Below are 15,379 nucleotides of genomic sequence, written 5' to 3'. Positions count from 1 at the left end.
TGGGTTCTTCGGTGCCGCAGGCTCAGGTGCCGACGGTGATGTGGATGATCGTGGGAACGGTGCGGGACAGTGCCGCGGCGACGGCGTCGGGCAGCTCGGCCGGCATCTGCGACTCGGCCATCGTCACCCCGACCCCGCCCATCGACTCCCCGAGCTTCGCGAAGTCGGGGCGGGCGAGTTCGACGGCGAAGGGCATCATGTCCCGGTCGACCATCTGGGCCTCGATCTCGGCGTACCCGCCGTTGTCGACGATGACGAAGGGGATCCCGAGGCCGAGTTCGGTCGCCGTCATGATCTCCTGGATGGAGAACATCGCCGCCCCGTCGCCGAGGAGGCAGACGACCGGTCGGTCCGGAGCGGCGAGCTTCGCCCCGATCGCGGCGGGAATCCCGTACCCGAGGGTGGCGAAGCCCGGCATGTAGAGGAGCTGGTCGGGGGTGTGCGCTTCGAGCGCGTGGACCGTCCCGTCGTAGGTGACCTGGGACGAGTCCCCGGCGATGACGACATCGGATCCTGCGCCGTCGGCGACGAGGCGGGTCACCCGTGCCCCGATCGACTCGGCATCGAAATCATCGGCCCCGGATTCTCTGAGCGCAGCCGTGCGCTCGGCCCCGGATTCCCCCGCCGAGGCGGTCCCCGACTCGGTCTCGGGAGCGTCGTCGAGCGTGGTGATGAGAGCCGAGAGGAACTCCCCGGCGTCGGCGCACACGAGGATGTCCCCGCGGAGGTTCTTCCCCAACTGGTCGGGGTCGATGTCACAGCGGATGACGACCTGCTCAGCCCGGTCGTCGCGGACCCCGGGAGCCGTCTGCGCGCCGATCACCCCGCCCCACAGGTCGGAGTCGGCGAGTTCGGAGCCGACGACGATGAGCACATCGGCGGCAGCCGACTCGGCCTGGACGCTCGGGAAGCGGACATTCGATCCGAGCGAGAGCGGATGGTCCTCGGCGACGATGCCCTTCCCGTTGGCGGTCGTGACGACGGGAGCGTCGATCGCCTCGGCGAGGTCCTGGACCTCAGCGGCAGCCGAGCGCGCACCCCCGCCGGCGACGATGAGGGGACGGGCGGCGGTGCGGATCGCGTCGACGGCACGGGTGACGGCCTGGCGGTCGAGTTCGGGTCGCCTCGCCGGGATCGGCGCGGGCACACTGCCGTGCCAGTCGCCCTCGAGCACGTCGAGGGGGACCTCGATGTGGACGGGACCGGGACGGGATGACGCGAACAGCGCGAACGCCTCGGCGACGGCCTGGGCCGCACCTTCGGCGGTGCGGGTGCGCTGGGAGGACACGAGCAGGTGCGACAGCGCCCCGGAGGAGTCCTTCGTCTCGTGGAGCATTCCGATGTCGGCGCGTTCGAGCCCGGTGGGCACACCGGGGGAGAGGATGAGCATCGGGCGGGACTCCGCATACGCCGTCGCCGCCGCGGTGACGACGTTCGTCAGCCCCGGTCCCGAGGTCGTGATGACGACCCCGGGCTTGCCCGAGAGCAGGAAGTAGCCGTCGGCCCCGTAGCCGGCGCCCTGCTCGTGGCGGGGCGTGACCGCGCGGATCCCGAACTCCGGCAAGTGCCGGTAGAACTCGAGGTTGTGGGTGCCGGGGATCCCGAAGATCGTGTCGACATCGTGGGCGGCGAGTGCGGCGACGACGGCTCTGCCGCCGTTGCGGAAGCGATCGGCCTCAGGCACTGTGGACTCCTCCGCTCGGACCCGAGGGCTCGGTCATCCCGTTGGCGTCGGCCGCCCACAGGGAGAGGATCTCGTAGCCGGCATGGGCGGCGGCGATGCCGGTGATCTCCGCATGGTCGTAGGCGGGAGCGACCTCGACGATCTCCGCCCCGACGACGTTGAGCCCCTGCAGGCCGCGGATCGTGTTGAGCAGCTCACGGCTCGTCATGCCGCCGGCCTCGGGGGTGCCGGTGCCGGGGGCGGCCGCCGGGTCGAGGACGTCGATGTCGATCGAGAGGTAGACGGGGGCGTCGCCGAGGCGGCGTCGGATGCGGGCGACGACGTCCTGGACCGAGGTGAACTGGTAGTCGTCGCTGCGGATGATCTGGAAGCCGAGCACGTCGTCGTCCTCGAGGTCCTTCTTGCCGTAGAGGGGCCCGCGGATGCCGACGTGCATCGAGGCGGTGAGGTCGATGAGTCCCTCTTCGCTGGCGCGGCGGAACGGGGTGCCGTGCGTGTAGGGGGCGCCGAAGTACGTGTCCCACGTGTCGAGGTGGGCATCGAAGTGGAGGACGGCGATCCTGCCGTGGGTCTTGTGCAGCGAGCGCAGATTGGGCAGGGCCAGGGTGTGGTCGCCGCCGAGGGTGAGGACCTTCGCGCCGTCGGCGCGCAGGGCGTCGGCGTTCTCCTCGACCGTGGCGATCGCCTCTTCGATGTCGAAGGGGTTGACGCCGAGGTCACCGCAGTCGGCGACCTGCTGCCACGTGAACGGGTGGACGCCGGTGGCCTGGTTGTAGGGGCGCAGCAGCTTCGAGGACTGGCGGATATGGGCCGGTCCGAACCGGGCGCCGGGCCGGTAGCTGACTCCGGCGTCGAAGGGGATGCCGACGACCTTGACGTCGATCTTCTCGCCCGGCCGCTGGGCTTCGACCTCGTCGAGGCGCGGCAGGAGTCCGAAGGTCGGGGGTCCGGCGAAGCGCGGGGTCTGGCTGTAGTCGGCGGGGCCGAGGGGCTGAGACGGCATTGACTCTCCTTGCAGCGGGCACGACGCCGGGGAGACCGGCGCGGTTCGGGACTGATGTGCCATCAGCCTAGGACGTGTCATCCCGGTCACAGATATCCAGCTTGGACAGAAGCGACACCTCGGATGTCCACAGTGGATAGACTGGGCGTCATGGTCACCTTGGGACAGCTGTGGGCGCGGCGCGAACTCGCCCTCGAGATCGCCGTCGACCCGGTCGGAGCCCGGTCCCGGGAGGTCACGATCGTCCACTCCTCCGAGCTGCCGGAGGTCGACGAATGGCTGGCCGGGGGAGAGGTGCTCCTGACGATCGGCGTCGGCCAGGATCTCACCGCGGACTCCGCCGGCGACTACATCGCGAGACTCAAGCGAGTGGGCGTCCATGCCCTCGGCATCGGCCTGGGGCGCGACCTGCCGTCGGTGGAGCTGCCGCCCTCGCTCGTCGACCACGCCCGCGCTCACGACCTCGCGCTCTTCGGCGTGCCCGAACCCGTGCCGTTCGTCGCCGTCGTCGACGCGTTCACGCGGATGCGGGAGGAGGAGTCGAACCGTGAAGTCAGCCGGGCCGGGAGCGCGGGCCGGCGGTTCGCCACGGCGCTCGCGCGGCAGGGTCCGGCCGCGCTCGTCGCCGAGCTCTCCGCCGCCCTGGGCTCCGAGGTCCATTTCGTCTCCCCCACCGGCAGGGGGCTGACCGGGCAGAACGCGCCGGCCGATGTCCGTGCCGAACTCATCGCCGAGGCGGTCGGGACGTCACTGGCCCCGCGGTTGCTCCGTGCCGCCGGCGTCGCTACGAGGCGGTGCCGATCGGCGACGACCGGGTCAGCGGGTGGATCCTCGCAGGGCGGGACGCGGCGGTGGCTTCGCGCACCCGGGGACTGCTGCTCGCGACCGCCGCCGCGCTCCTCGGCCTCTCGGTGATCGACCAGCCGCTGCGCCGCGGGGAGTCGACGCTGTTCTCGACGACCCTGTCGGCATCCGAGGCGCGCGCCGAATGGGTGCTGCGCACCGGCACCCCGGCGCTCTCGCGTGCCGAGTTCACGATCGTCGGCGGGGTCCGCGGGGACGTCGCCGAGCAGCTCTTCGGCGATCTCGGGGGCGGCACGCTCACCGCCCGGGCCGGGTCCATGATCGGCGTCCTCCACTCCGGCGATCCCCTCGTCGCCCGGGTCGCCGAGGTGACCGGGGTCGACCGGCTGTTCGTCAAGTCGCTGCCGCTGACGCAGGTCCATCACACGTGGACGGTGTGGCGGACCCAGAACGACACGGTGAACTCCGATGTCAGGGCCCTGCTGTCGGTGATCGACGAGGCGGCGGCGGTGCGCTTCGTCGATGAGGTCCTCGGTGCTCTGCTGGCCTCGCAGGACGGTCAGGACCTGCTGGTCACCCTGCGGTCGTTCATCGCCTCCGGCGGGGTCCGTGATGCCGTGGCCGCCGAACTCGGGATCCACCGGCACACGGTGCGGGCGCGGCTGCAGCGGATCGAACGGCTCCTCGGCCGCGACCTCTCCCGTCCCGACACGGTCCATGCCGTCGCGATCGCCCTCGAACTCGCGGAACTGTGAGCCCATAGCGTCGGTAGCTCGCGGCGCCGCGATCCCGCTATACCGGTAGGTCGCCGCGCCGCGATCCCGTGACGCTGGACCTGCAGCGCTCAGGCGAAGTGCGCGGCGCGGAAGTCCGCGGTGATCTCGAGGACCCGGTCGAGACCGGCGCGGTCGCCGATGCTGATGCGCACCCCGTCGCCGAGGTTGCGCACGGCCACCGCACGGGCGACGCTGGCCTCTTCGAAGGCGTCGGAGAGCTCGCCGAGCGGCAGCCAGACGAAGTTGCCCTGCGCCTCCGGCACGTCCCAGCCCTGGCCCCGCAGCTCGGCGGCGAACCAGTCCCTGAGCTCGGCGATCTCGGCTGCGCGGGCCATCACCTCGTCCCAGTGCTGCAGCGAGGTGAGGGCCGCCGCCTGGCTGAGGTCGGTGACGCCGAACGGGATGACGGCCTTGAGCAGACCGGCGATGATGCCGGGTGCGGCGACAGCGTATCCGACCCGCAGCCCGGCGAGGCCGTGGGCCTTGGAGAAGGTGCGCAGCAGGACGACGTTGGGGAAGTCGGCGACGAGGCCGAGCCCGTCGACGACGCCCTCGGCGGTCGCGAACTCCCAGTACGCCTCGTCGAGGGCGACGAGCACGCGATCGGGAACCTGGGCGAGGAACTCCCGGACCTCGGTCTCGCGCAGGGCGGGCCCGGTCGGATTGTTCGGGGAGCAGAGGATGATGAGCGTCGTCGCCTCGGTGATCGCCTCCGCCATCGCCGCGAGGTCGTGGGTGCCGTCGGGTCGCAGCGGCACCTCGACGCGGGTGGCTCCGGCGAGCCCCGTCGTCTGCGGGTACATCTCGAACGACGGCCACGGGTAGATCGCCTCGGTCGTCGCATCGGAGGTGATCTGCGTGAGGGCCACGAGGAGTTCGCTGGCACCGGTGGTGACGATGAGGTTGTCGACGCCCACGCCGAGGCGGTCGGCCAGGCCCGTGCGCAGTGCGGTGGCCGCGTCGTCGGGGTAGGAGGCGGGGGAGGACACGTGCTCGGCGATGGTCTGACTGACGGCCGGCAGCGGCGGGAGGTGATTCTCGTTCGAGGAGAGCTTGAGCGGTGCGAGCCCCGGGACCTCCTGCGGCTGGCGGCCGGGAATGTAGGGCGGGAAGGTCTCGAGGGCTGCTCGCAGATGCGGGAGGCGGGCAGGCTCGACGGAGGGCTCGGGAGTCGTCATGGACTCATGATGGCACACGCTCACCACGGCTTGTCGGGCGTCGTCCGTCCTCCGCTGCCGAACGGTCCCTGCTGCTGCTGTTCGCGGTTCGAATCCTCACCGCGCTGCCGCAGTTCGTCGCGCTTCTGCTCCTCCTCGGTCTGCTGGCCCGAGTCGCTGTTCTCCGACTGGTCCTCGCTGTCCTGGTCGTTCTGACCCTGATCGCCCTGGTCGGTCTGACCGTCCGAGCTGTCACCCTCGTTCTGCTGGTCATCGCCCTGCGAGTCCTGCGAATCGTCGCCGCCGGAGCTCTGATCCTGCGACTGGCCGCCGTCCTTCTTGTCCTGGACGCGTTCGGTGGCCTCGTCGCTCTTCTGCTGCGATTCGCTGTTGTCGGGGCGGCATTCGGCGGGCGCGTCGGCGAGCGTCTGCAGGGCCTGGTCGTAGAGTTCGCCGGACTTCTTCTCGTCCTGGTCGACGACCTGGTCGGCGAGCTTCTCGTAGACGTAGGACAGGTTGATGCGCACCGCGCACTCGTCGCGCGGCGGCGTGAGGTCGAGCGCGGTCTCGAGATCCTCCTGCGCCGGTTCGAAGCTGCCGACCGCGGCCTTCGCGGTGCCGCGGTTGAAGTAGCCGATGTGACGCTCGAGCGGACTGAGGGCGAGGAACGTCGTCGCGGCCCGCTCCGCCCCGGGAAAGTCGTTCGAGTCGTACCGGACCTGGGAGGAGGCCCCGAAGTAGACGATGGTCGCGATATAGGCGAAGACGAGGGTGAGCACGGTGCCGATGAGGAGATTGACCTTCGTCACCAGGCGCCGTCGCGTCCACAGACCCGTGATCCTGTTCATGACCGTCCTCCGTTCGCCGGCTCAGGCTGAGTGCGGGCAGGTGCGCCTCCGGCACCGGGATTGCCGGGACCCGCGCCGCCAGGACCCGCGCCACCGGGACCGCCCCAGCCGGTGCCGCCGGGTCCCGGACCACCCGGGTGCGGCGGTGCTGCGTGCGCCCGGCGACCGCCTCGGCGCGGGGGCATGACCGAGCGGACGCGGATGAGCTCGCGGACACCGAAGACCATCTCGACGGCGATCCACGCGAAGACGAGGATGAGCGGCACCCAGAAGTATTCGTCGACGGTGAGGCGGCCGTCCTTCTGCACGAGCCGCTGATCGTAGGTCGGAGCGGTGTAGGCCGAGGCCAGCGGTGTCGAGGCGTCGCGCAGGTGGTAGGGCAGGCCGAGGTCGGAGGCGATCTGCTGGAGGTTGCCCTCGTCGATCCGCGAGATCCCCGGATTGCCCTGGGCGTCGCGGATGTACTCCTCGGTGCCGCCCTGGTCGCCGCCCTGACCCGTGCCGTCGTGACCGCTGCCGCCGGGCCCGTAGCCGAAGGGCTGGGTCTCCTTCATCCGTCCGCCCTGGCTCGTGCCGTAGCCGAACACGGCGCCGCTGTCGATGCGGGAGGCGAAGGACGACCACGAATCGGGGCTGCCCTGCGCCGTCTGCTCGCCGTCGCCGAAGTAGAAGACGAGCGTCTGGTTGTCGGGACGGTCCTCGGCGTTCGCGCTCATCCGCTCCTCGAGCTCGTCGCCGGCCTCCGTGATCGACGACCCGTTCGAGTTCTGCGACATCTCGGGGGAGAGGACGTCGACGGCGGAGGCGAACGCGGCATGGTCGGTGGTCAGCGGCATCGCCGTCGAGGCCGTCGAGGCGAAGGTGATGATGCTCAGGCGCGCACCGGGCAGCTGCTCGGCGAGTTCGAGCATGTCCTCTTTGACGCCGTCGAGGCGGGTGCCGTCGCCGTCGTAGTCCTCCGCTGCCATCGACGTCGTCGTGTCGACGAGGAAGTAGGCGTCGGCGGCGGCCTCGTACTCCTCGGTCGTCGACTCGACGGGGAAGCCGGGCCGGGCGAGGGCGAGTCCGAGGAGGGCGACGACGCCGATGCGCGCGCCCCACTTCCACCGCGGACCGTCCCCGCGCACGAGCGGGATGATGCACAGGGCCAGGAGGATCGCGACGACGACGCCGACGCCGATCCAGCCGAAGAGCGGGTCGAAGATCATGAGCGCACCCTCCATGCGAGGACGAAGACGCCGATGAGCCCGAACACGGCGATCGCCAGCGGCACGGCGGGCATGTCGTGGACGATCGTGTACGAGCGTCCCGGCGTGTTCTCCGCCTCCTGGCTCTGGATCTCCGAGACGATCCTGTCGATCGTCGTCGCCGAGCCCATCTCGAACTGCTCGCCGCCGGTCCGGTCGGAGACCGAGCGCAGCTCCTGGGTCTGGGTCGTCGCGAGGATCGAGGGCGGGGAGAGGCTGTAGACGCGAACGCCGGCGTCGATGGCGATCGTCGTCGCCTCGTCGAGTTCGAAGAGGGGTTCGCCGGCGAGCATGTTGTCGGTGGCGAAGACGATCGAGCGGGAGCGGTCCTCGTCCTTGCGGTCGAAGTTGTCGATGCAGGACACGAGGCCGTCGCCGATGAGCGAGGATCCGCCGATGTTCGGCGGCGAGGTCGACCACGAGTAGTCGGTGCCCTCCGATCCCCAGGTCCGGAAGCCCTCTTCGGCCTCCTCGAGGTAGTTCTGCACCATGTCGTAGTCGTCGGTGAGCGGGAACGCCGAGACCGCGGTCGCGTTGAACACCGTCATCCCGATGCGCTCGCCATCGAAGCGGTCGACGAGCTGCTGGTAGGCGGCGAGCAGATCCGCGTCATAGCCGAGCATCGACCCGGACACGTCGAGGCAGAGCATGACGTCGCGCAGCTTCTTCTCGGGGTTGACCGTCTCGACCCACGCCGGACGCGCCACCCCGGCCAGCGCGCCGAGTCCGGTGATGGCGATGACCCCGAGGAACGCGGCCGTGGTGAGGAACTTCCGGCGCATCGCCCGGCGGAAGCCGGGCAGCTGCGTCATCCGGCCGCTGTGGGCGACGGCGAGGGAGGACTCGGTGCGCCGTGGACGGCGGAAGACGAAGACGGCGATGCCGGCGAGGACGAGGAGGCCCAGCGCCAGCCACCAGAGCATCAGGACCATCGCGCCACCAGCTTCCTCGCCTCGGCGATCTGCGGGCTGAGGTCCGTCGCCTCGTCCTCGGCGAACTCGGCTTCGTAGAGGCCCCAGAGGGAATCGGCGAGGTCGTCGAGCCCGGCGACCGCGGCGTCACGGTAGGTGAGGTGCTCGGCTTTGACGCCCCACGCGTCGCGGGCGAACTCGCGGACGATCTTCGCCAGCTCCTTCGCGCCCTCCCGCACATCCGTCCTGCCCGCGGCGAGGTCGGATTCGACGGCGGAGATCCGCGACATGTACGTGCTGCGCACGGGGATGGGGATCCGCGACGGCTTCTGGACTCCGGCACCGGAGGCCGCGCGCAGCAGCGGGGCGGAGAAGTTGATGAGCGCCGCGAGCAGCACGACGGCGGCGGCGACGTACCACCACACCGAGATCTGCAGCGGACCGATGAGTTCAGCGGGACCCACGACGATGCCTCCAGAGCAGTGCGTGCAGATTGCCGAGGGCCTGCTCGGGGTCGGCGACCTCGGTGTGGGAGATGCCGAGCTTCGTGAGCAGGTCGAGACGCTGGCGCCGGCGGGCCGCCTCGGCGGCGACGAACTCCCCGCGCACCTTCGGATCGGACATCACCGAGATCGGCAGCCCCACCTCGGCGCGGGCGACGTCATAGGGCGCCGAGGCGGTCGCGAGCTCCGCGAGATCGGCGTCGGTGATCGTGATCCACAGCATCTCGTGCTGGGCGCGCAGGCGCTTGATCGTCGCCTCCTCCTCAGGTCCGAGCGGGGCCTGGTCGGAGATGACGACGACGAGCATGCGATGGGTGATGTGGTCGGCGATCCACTTGAGCTGGGTGTTGATCGACCCGTCGACCGCGGTGCCGGACTCGGCGAGGATCTGCTGGAGGAGATTCTCGAGGTGGGCCTCGCTGCCCTTGCGAGGCGAGGCGATGGTCTGCTCGGCGTTGCCGTGGATGAGCATGACGTCGTCGCCGTGGCGCACCGCGAGGTAGCCGGTCATCCCCGCCATGAGGATCGCGAGGTGCCGTTTGTCCGCGCCCGCCGAGGTGATCGCGTCGAAACCGCGCGAGGAGTCGACGACGAGGGCGAGGATGTGGCGGCGGTGGGCGACGTAGCGCTTGACGAGCGGATCGGCGTGGCGGGCGGTGGCCTTCCAGTCGATGTCGCGGATCTCATCGCCGGGGATGTAGTCGCGCAGGTCGTCGAAGTCGAGGCTGTGGCCGTGGAAGACCGACGAGTAGTCGCCGTCGAGGAGTCTGCGCGTGCGCCGGTGGGCGTGGATGGTCATCCGCGCCTTGATCCGATTGAGCAGAGCCGTCATGTCGTCACCGGGTCACGGGGTCGGCACGGCCATGAGGAGGGCATCGACGACCTGGGCGCTCGTGATGTTCTCCGCCGCGGCTTCGAAGTTGAGCTGGATGCGATGGGCGAGGACGCGGTGGGCGAGGTCCTTGATGTCCTCGGGGATGACGTAGTTGCGGCCCCGGATCATCGCGAGCGCCCGGCCGGCGTTGGTGAACGCGATCGAGGCGCGGGGGCTCGCACCGTACTCGATGTAGGGGGCGAGCCGGCCGAGGTACTTCTGCGTGTTCCGCGTCGCGTGGACGAGTTCGACGAGGTAACGGGTGATCGACGGGTCGATGTAGATGGTGCGGGCGTAGCGCTGCATCGTCATCACGTCCTCGAGCGTGCAGCTCGCTGCGGGCACCGAGTCCTTGTCGAAGACTCCGGAGTCGAGCCGGGAGAGGATCTCGACCTCCTCGTTGGGGCTGGGATGGGTGAGGAGGTCCTTGATCATGAACCGGTCGAGCTGCGCTTCGGGCAGCTGGTACGTGCCCTCCTGCTCGATGGGGTTCTGCGTGGCCATGACGAGGAAGGGCTTGGGCAGGTCGAAGCGCTGCCCGCCGATCGTCGTCTGCCGCTCCTGCATCGCCTCGAGCATCGCCGACTGTGTCTTCGCCGAGGACCGGTTGATCTCATCGAGGAGGACGATGTTGGCGTGCACCGGTCCGAGCACCGTGTTGAACGAGCCTTCGCGGGCGTTGTAGATCTGCGAGCCGATGATGTCGGCCGGCAGCAGGTCGGGGGTGCACTGGATGCGGGAGAACTTCCCGTCCACGGCGTTGGCCAGAGCCGCCGCCGCGGTCGTCTTCGCGAGACCGGGGACGCTCTCGAGGAGGAGGTGCCCGCCGGAGAGGAGACCGATGAGGAGGGATTCGCGCAGTCGCTGCTGGCCGACGACGAAGTGGTCAAGATAGGACTCGAGTCCGCTGAGGAGGGATTTGGCGTGCGCGATCTCCTGCGTGTTGGCCGTTGCCGTTGCCGTCATGCGTCTTCAGGCCCTCTCGGTGTCGTCGTGGTGCGGCGGCCGGTGCTGTGATGGCCGTCTCCACAAGGATATGGGCCGACCCTGACATGTGACTGGGTGAATCCGTGTCAGTACCGACACATAGTGTGGACACGTGGGAACAGAGGAATCGCCGAGGCGGTCGCCCGGTTGGCAGGGTCCGTCGGCTCGGTGGTCGGCTACCACGGAAAGGGGTGGTCAGAGGGGTGGAACCGATCACGTCGCGGTCGAATCCGACACGCCGAACGACATGCCCACAGGGAGGAATTTTTCCTGTGGACGACGGTGGATAACCTCGGGCCGGCGCGGTCGGGATCTCGGCGGAATCCGCGGTGTCGCCCGTGTCCGCGCAGGTGACCGAACTACACAGGTGTCGTTCACACCCTGTGGACGACTGTGGAGGGCTGAGAACACACCTTGTGGATGGTGTAAATGACACTGGTGTAACACTGGATATAGGGGTAGGGTTTTACCCGAACACAACATCTAGTGGTCACAGCCGGTCCCCTTCACCGTGATCCCTCCCACGTCGGGAGGCCGCGGAAACGGCGTGGCCGACCGTGGGAAACCCAAGCCGCAGCACAGAATCGAGGAGTCATCATGATCACCGTGTACACCAAGCCCGCTTGTGTCCAGTGCAACGCCACCTACCGCGCGCTCGATGCCAAGGGCCTGAAGTACACCTCGGTCGATCTCAGCGTCGATGAGAACGCCCTCGACGTCGTCAAGGCCATGGGCTACATGCAGGCTCCGGTCGTCGTCACCGACAACGACCACTGGTCGGGATTCCGTCCGGACAAGATCGCCGCCCTGGCCGGCCAGCAGACGACGGCGACCGTCGTGGCCTGAGATGCTCCTGGTCTACTACTCCAGCAGCTCCGAGTACACCCACCGCTTCGTCGGAAAACTCGATCATCCCGCCCGCCGTCTGCCCCTGCTGACGAAGGACGAGACGCTGCTGGTCGATGAGCCGTTCGTGCTCGTCACCCCCACCTACGGGGCCGGTCCCAACCGCGGGGCCGTCCCCAAGCAGGTGGTCAAGTTCCTCAATATCGAATCGAATCGCCGGCACCTCGTCGGCGTGATCGGCGCCGGAAACACGAACTTCGGCGCAGAATACTGCCGCGCGGCGCACAAGATCGCCGTGAAATGCCAAGTGCCCGTGCTCTATCGGGTCGAACTCCTCGGGACCCCCGAGGACGTCGCAGCTGTGAATCAAGGATTGGACAAACTGTGCGTGAGCTCGCTGAAGACCGCAATGTAGAGGACATCATCCGCGAAGAGACGGATCTCGACTACCATGCGCTCAACGCCATGCTGAACCTCTATGACGTGGATGGGCGGATCCAGTTCGAGCGCGACAAGCAGGCCGCTCGCCAGTACTTCCTCCAGCACGTCAACAACAACACCGTCTTCTTCCACGACCTCAAGGAGAAGCTCGACTACCTCGTCGAGAAGGACTACTACGAGCCCGAGGTCCTCGAGCAGTACTCGTTCGAGTTCATCGAAGCCCTGTCGAAGCGCGCGTATGCGCAGAAGTTCCGCTTCCAGACGTTCCTCGGCGCGTTCAAGTTCTACACCTCGTACACGCTCAAGACCTTCGACGGCAAGCGCTACCTCGAGCGCTTCGAGGACCGCGTCGTCATGGTCGCGCTCTTCCTCGCCCGCGGGGACGAGACGCTCGCCGAACAGCTCGTCGACGAGATCATCACCGGCCGCTTCCAGCCGGCGACCCCGACGTTCCTCAACGCCGGGAAGAAGCAGCGCGGCGAACTCGTCTCGTGCTTCCTCCTGCGCATCGAGGACAACATGGAGTCGATCGGCCGCTCGATCAACTCCGCCCTGCAGCTGTCCAAGCGCGGCGGCGGCGTGGCCTTCAGCCTGACGAACATCCGCGAGTCCGGTGCGCCGATCAAGAAGATCGAGAACCAGTCCTCGGGCGTCATCCCCGTGATGAAGCTCCTCGAGGACTCCTTCTCCTACGCCAACCAGCTCGGTGCGCGTCAGGGCGCCGGTGCCGTCTACATCCACGCGCACCACCCCGACATCTACAGCTTCCTCGACACGAAGCGGGAGAACGCGGACGAGAAGATCCGCATCAAGACCCTCTCGCTCGGCGTCGTCATCCCCGACATCACGTTCGAACTCGCGAAGCGCAACGAGGACATGTACCTCTTCAGCCCCTACGACGTCGAACGCGTCTATGGGGTGCCGTTCTCCGACATCGACGTCACCGACAAGTACGAGGAGATGGTCGACAACGCGTCGATCCGGAAGAAGAAGATCAACGCGCGTGAGTTCTTCCAGACGCTCGCGGAGATCCAGTTCGAGTCCGGCTACCCGTACATCATGTTCGAGGACACGGTGAACCGGGCGAACCCGATCGACGGCAAGATCATCATGTCCAACCTCTGCTCGGAGATCCTCCAGGTCTCCGAACCGAGCCAGTACGACGAGGACCTGGGCTACGACGTCGTCGGCAAGGACATCTCGTGCAACCTCGGCTCGCTCAACATCGCCCTGACGATGGACTCCGACGACTTCGGCCGGACCGTCGAGACCGCGATCCGCGGCCTCACCGCCGTCGCCGAGACCTCCGATATCCAGTCGGTGCCGTCGATCGCCCGCGGCAACGACATGTCGCATGCAATCGGGCTGGGGCAGATGAACCTCCACGGCTACCTCGCCCGTGAGCACGTCTACTACGGATCGGACGAGGGGCTCGACTTCACGAACATGTACTTCTACACCGTCGCCTACCACTGCGTGCGGGCGTCGATGGAGATCGCGAAGGAGCGCGGACGCACGTTCGCCGGCTTCGAGCGCTCGAAGTACGCGACGGGCGAGTACTTCGACAAGTACACCGAGGAGGTCTGGCAGCCGCGCACCGCGCGGGTCGCCGAGCTCTTCGCCGAGGCGGGCGTCCACATTCCCACGCAGGACGACTGGCGCGAGCTCAAGGCCGCGGTCGCCGAGCACGGGATCTACAACCAGAACCTCCAGGCCGTGCCCCCGACGGGATCGATCTCCTACATCAACAACTCGACCTCGTCGATCCACCCGGTGGCCTCGAAGATCGAGATCCGCAAGGAGGGCAAGATCGGGCGGGTGTACTACCCGGCGCCCTTCATGGACAACGACAACCTCGAGTACTACCAGGACGCGTACGAGATCGGCTACGAGAAGATCATCGACACGTATGCCGAGGCGACGAAGCACGTCGATCAGGGCCTGTCGCTGACGCTGTTCTTCATGGACACGGCGACGACGCGCGACATCAACAAGGCGCAGATCTACGCGTGGCGCAAGGGGATCAAGACGATCTACTACATCCGCCTCCGCCAGCTCGCGCTGCAGGGCACCGAGGTCGACGGCTGCGTCTCCTGCATGCTGTGACCGTGTGACATCCGCTGGTGTGCCGCGGGTCGGCTGACGCCGACTCCGCGGCACCTCGCACCACCTTTCGAAGACAGAGAGAAGATCGCGTTGGAAAACCTGACCCTGGCCTCGCACGTCGATGCCATCAACTGGAACCGCGTCGTCGACCCGGTCGATGACGATGTCTGGGATCGCCTCACCGGCAATTTCTGGCTGCCCGAGAAGGTGCCGCTGAGCAATGACGTCCCCTCGTGGGCGACGCTGACCGAGGAGGAGAAGACGCTGACGATGCGCGTCTTCACCGGTCTCACCCTGCTCGACACCATCCAGGGCACCGTCGGTGCGATCTCGCTCATCCCCGATGCGGTCACCCCGCACGAGGAGGCGGTGCTGACGAACATCGCGTTCATGGAGAGCGTGCATGCGAAGTCGTACTCGTCGATCTTCTCGACCCTGACCTCGACGAAGCAGATCGACGAGGCGTTCCGCTGGTCGCGGGAGAACACGTACCTGCAGCAGAAGGCCGACATCATCCTCAGCTACTACCGCGGGGATGATCCGCTCAAGCGGAAGGTCGCCTCGACGCTGCTCGAGTCGTTCCTCTTCTACTCCGGCTTCTACCTGCCGATGTACTGGTCCTCGCACGCGAAGCTGACGAACACCGCCGACCTCATCCGCCTCATCATCCGCGACGAGGCCGTGCACGGCTACTACATCGGCTACAAGTACCAGAAGGGTCTCGAGCAGGAGTCCGCTGAGCGCCGTCAGGAGCTCAAGGACTACACGATGAACCTCCTCTTCGAGCTCTACGAGAACGAGGTCTCCTACACCCACGAGCTCTACGACTCGGTGGGGCTGGCCGAGGACTGCAAGAAGTTCCTCCACTACAACGCCAACAAGGCGCTGATGAACCTCGGCTACGAGGCGATGTTCCCCAAGGAGGTCACGGACGTCAACCCGGCGATCCTCGCGGCGCTCTCGCCTAACAGCGACGAGAACCACGACTTCTTCTCCGGCTCGGGTTCGTCCTACGTCATCGGCAAGGCCGAGAACACCCAGGACGAGGACTGGGACTTCTGAGTCTCTGATCATCACCGGCGGCCCGTGGCGAGCGACTCTGCTCGCGGCGGGCCGCTGCCGCATTCACACGAGGGAGTGCGTCGCTGCGCGGACCGCGCCGGGCACCGTCGACAGGGCGTCCCGGCTACGG

General features: G+C 67.9%; 15 protein-coding genes. 6 read left to right on the top strand and 9 right to left on the bottom strand.

The features are described 5' to 3' along the window. Positions 1-22: 22 nt before the first annotated feature. Together AC2W7K_RS04940 and speB are read right to left on the bottom strand one after the other, a co-directional pair. Entirely contained in the window at positions 23-1,684 is a 1,662-nt protein-coding gene (locus AC2W7K_RS04940) for a thiamine pyrophosphate-binding protein (RefSeq protein ID WP_211978923.1), read from the bottom strand. Further along, complete coding sequence (gene speB, locus AC2W7K_RS04935; protein ID WP_211978924.1) at positions 1,677-2,687, bottom strand: agmatinase; 1,011 nt, start codon at positions 2,685-2,687, stop codon at positions 1,677-1,679. The genes AC2W7K_RS04940 and speB overlap by 8 nt, the downstream gene beginning before the upstream one ends. 150 nt (positions 2,688-2,837) lie before the next feature. Between speB and AC2W7K_RS04930 the strand changes: the two genes are divergently transcribed. Together AC2W7K_RS04930 and AC2W7K_RS04925 are read left to right on the top strand one after the other, a co-directional pair. Continuing rightward, positions 2,838-3,602, top strand: a complete 765-nt coding sequence (locus AC2W7K_RS04930; RefSeq protein WP_486005799.1) for a PucR family transcriptional regulator ligand-binding domain-containing protein — start codon at positions 2,838-2,840, stop codon at positions 3,600-3,602. After that, positions 3,539-4,246 carry a PucR family transcriptional regulator gene (locus AC2W7K_RS04925; protein WP_486005798.1) on the top strand — a complete coding sequence of 236 codons (708 nt, stop codon included), beginning with the start codon at positions 3,539-3,541 and terminating at the stop codon, positions 4,244-4,246. Before AC2W7K_RS04930 ends, AC2W7K_RS04925 begins: the two co-directional genes overlap by 64 nt. A gap of 89 nt (positions 4,247-4,335) precedes the next feature. Here the strand turns inward: AC2W7K_RS04925 and AC2W7K_RS04920 are convergent, their stop codons facing one another. From AC2W7K_RS04920 to AC2W7K_RS04890, 7 genes are read right to left on the bottom strand one after another with little or no spacing between them, the layout of a single operon-like run. Beyond that, complete coding sequence (locus AC2W7K_RS04920; protein WP_211978926.1) at positions 4,336-5,445, bottom strand: histidinol-phosphate transaminase; 1,110 nt, start codon at positions 5,443-5,445, stop codon at positions 4,336-4,338. Between the two features lie 20 nt (positions 5,446-5,465). Beyond that, positions 5,466-6,272 (bottom strand): tetratricopeptide repeat protein, encoded by an 807-nt coding sequence (locus AC2W7K_RS04915; protein WP_211978927.1) that lies wholly within the window; start codon positions 6,270-6,272, stop codon positions 5,466-5,468. Beyond that, on the bottom strand, positions 6,269-7,495 hold the full coding sequence (locus AC2W7K_RS04910) for a vWA domain-containing protein (protein WP_486005797.1): 1,227 nt from the start codon (positions 7,493-7,495) through the stop codon (positions 6,269-6,271). The genes AC2W7K_RS04915 and AC2W7K_RS04910 overlap by 4 nt, the downstream gene beginning before the upstream one ends. Further along, positions 7,477-8,451, bottom strand: a complete 975-nt coding sequence (locus tag AC2W7K_RS04905) for a vWA domain-containing protein (protein ID WP_198499310.1) — start codon at positions 8,449-8,451, stop codon at positions 7,477-7,479. The genes AC2W7K_RS04910 and AC2W7K_RS04905 overlap by 19 nt, the downstream gene beginning before the upstream one ends. Next, positions 8,442-8,894, bottom strand: a complete 453-nt coding sequence (locus AC2W7K_RS04900) for a hypothetical protein (protein ID WP_249121033.1) — start codon at positions 8,892-8,894, stop codon at positions 8,442-8,444. The genes AC2W7K_RS04905 and AC2W7K_RS04900 overlap by 10 nt, the downstream gene beginning before the upstream one ends. Further along, complete coding sequence (locus AC2W7K_RS04895) at positions 8,881-9,765, bottom strand: DUF58 domain-containing protein (protein ID WP_137826157.1); 885 nt, start codon at positions 9,763-9,765, stop codon at positions 8,881-8,883. Before AC2W7K_RS04895 ends, AC2W7K_RS04900 begins: the two co-directional genes overlap by 14 nt. A 12-nt stretch (positions 9,766-9,777) precedes the next feature. Then, positions 9,778-10,773, bottom strand: a complete 996-nt coding sequence (locus AC2W7K_RS04890) for an AAA family ATPase (protein WP_211978929.1) — start codon at positions 10,771-10,773, stop codon at positions 9,778-9,780. A gap of 618 nt (positions 10,774-11,391) precedes the next feature. On the opposite strand from AC2W7K_RS04890, the gene nrdH reads away from it, so the two are divergent. The 4 genes from nrdH to nrdF all read left to right on the top strand — a co-directional run bounded on the left by nrdH (position 11,392) and on the right by nrdF (position 15,249). Further along, positions 11,392-11,640, top strand: a complete 249-nt coding sequence (gene nrdH / locus AC2W7K_RS04885) for a glutaredoxin-like protein NrdH (RefSeq protein ID WP_284710982.1) — start codon at positions 11,392-11,394, stop codon at positions 11,638-11,640. Between the two features lies 1 nt (position 11,641). Next, complete coding sequence (nrdI, locus tag AC2W7K_RS04880; protein ID WP_137826159.1) at positions 11,642-12,055, top strand: class Ib ribonucleoside-diphosphate reductase assembly flavoprotein NrdI; 414 nt, start codon at positions 11,642-11,644, stop codon at positions 12,053-12,055. Positions 12,056-12,060: 5 nt separating this feature from the next. Then, positions 12,061-14,187 (top strand): class 1b ribonucleoside-diphosphate reductase subunit alpha, encoded by a 2,127-nt coding sequence (gene nrdE, locus AC2W7K_RS04875; RefSeq protein WP_198501017.1) that lies wholly within the window; start codon positions 12,061-12,063, stop codon positions 14,185-14,187. A 90-nt stretch (positions 14,188-14,277) separates the two neighbouring features. Continuing rightward, positions 14,278-15,249: a class 1b ribonucleoside-diphosphate reductase subunit beta gene (gene nrdF, locus AC2W7K_RS04870; RefSeq protein WP_137826161.1), complete on the top strand. Its 972-nt coding sequence runs from the start codon at positions 14,278-14,280 to the stop codon at positions 15,247-15,249. Positions 15,250-15,379: the final 130 nt, after the last annotated feature.

Source organism: Brevibacterium sp. LAARM2_SD2, assembly GCF_057364785.1.
The sequence above is the reverse complement of the archived record's forward strand: the minus strand, read 5'-3'. Positions and strand labels throughout refer to the sequence as shown.

Excerpts from the sequence above, each read along its gene's own strand:
- speB (WP_211978924.1), bottom strand. The coding sequence starts at position 2,687 with ATGCCGTCTCAGCCCCTCGGCCCCGCCGACTACAGCCAGACCCCGCGC.
- AC2W7K_RS04930 (WP_486005799.1), top strand. The coding sequence starts at position 2,838 with ATGGTCACCTTGGGACAGCTGTGGGCGCGGCGCGAACTCGCCCTCGAG.
- AC2W7K_RS04920 (WP_211978926.1), bottom strand. The coding sequence starts at position 5,445 with ATGACGACTCCCGAGCCCTCCGTCGAGCCTGCCCGCCTCCCGCATCTG.
- AC2W7K_RS04915 (WP_211978927.1), bottom strand. The coding sequence starts at position 6,272 with ATGAACAGGATCACGGGTCTGTGGACGCGACGGCGCCTGGTGACGAAG.
- AC2W7K_RS04910 (WP_486005797.1), bottom strand. The coding sequence starts at position 7,495 with ATGGAGGGTGCGCTCATGATCTTCGACCCGCTCTTCGGCTGGATCGGC.
- AC2W7K_RS04905 (WP_198499310.1), bottom strand. The coding sequence starts at position 8,451 with ATGGTCCTGATGCTCTGGTGGCTGGCGCTGGGCCTCCTCGTCCTCGCC.
- AC2W7K_RS04895 (WP_137826157.1), bottom strand. The coding sequence starts at position 9,765 with ATGACGGCTCTGCTCAATCGGATCAAGGCGCGGATGACCATCCACGCC.
- AC2W7K_RS04890 (WP_211978929.1), bottom strand. The coding sequence starts at position 10,773 with ATGACGGCAACGGCAACGGCCAACACGCAGGAGATCGCGCACGCCAAA.
- nrdH (WP_284710982.1), top strand. The coding sequence starts at position 11,392 with ATGATCACCGTGTACACCAAGCCCGCTTGTGTCCAGTGCAACGCCACC.
- nrdI (WP_137826159.1), top strand. The coding sequence starts at position 11,642 with ATGCTCCTGGTCTACTACTCCAGCAGCTCCGAGTACACCCACCGCTTC.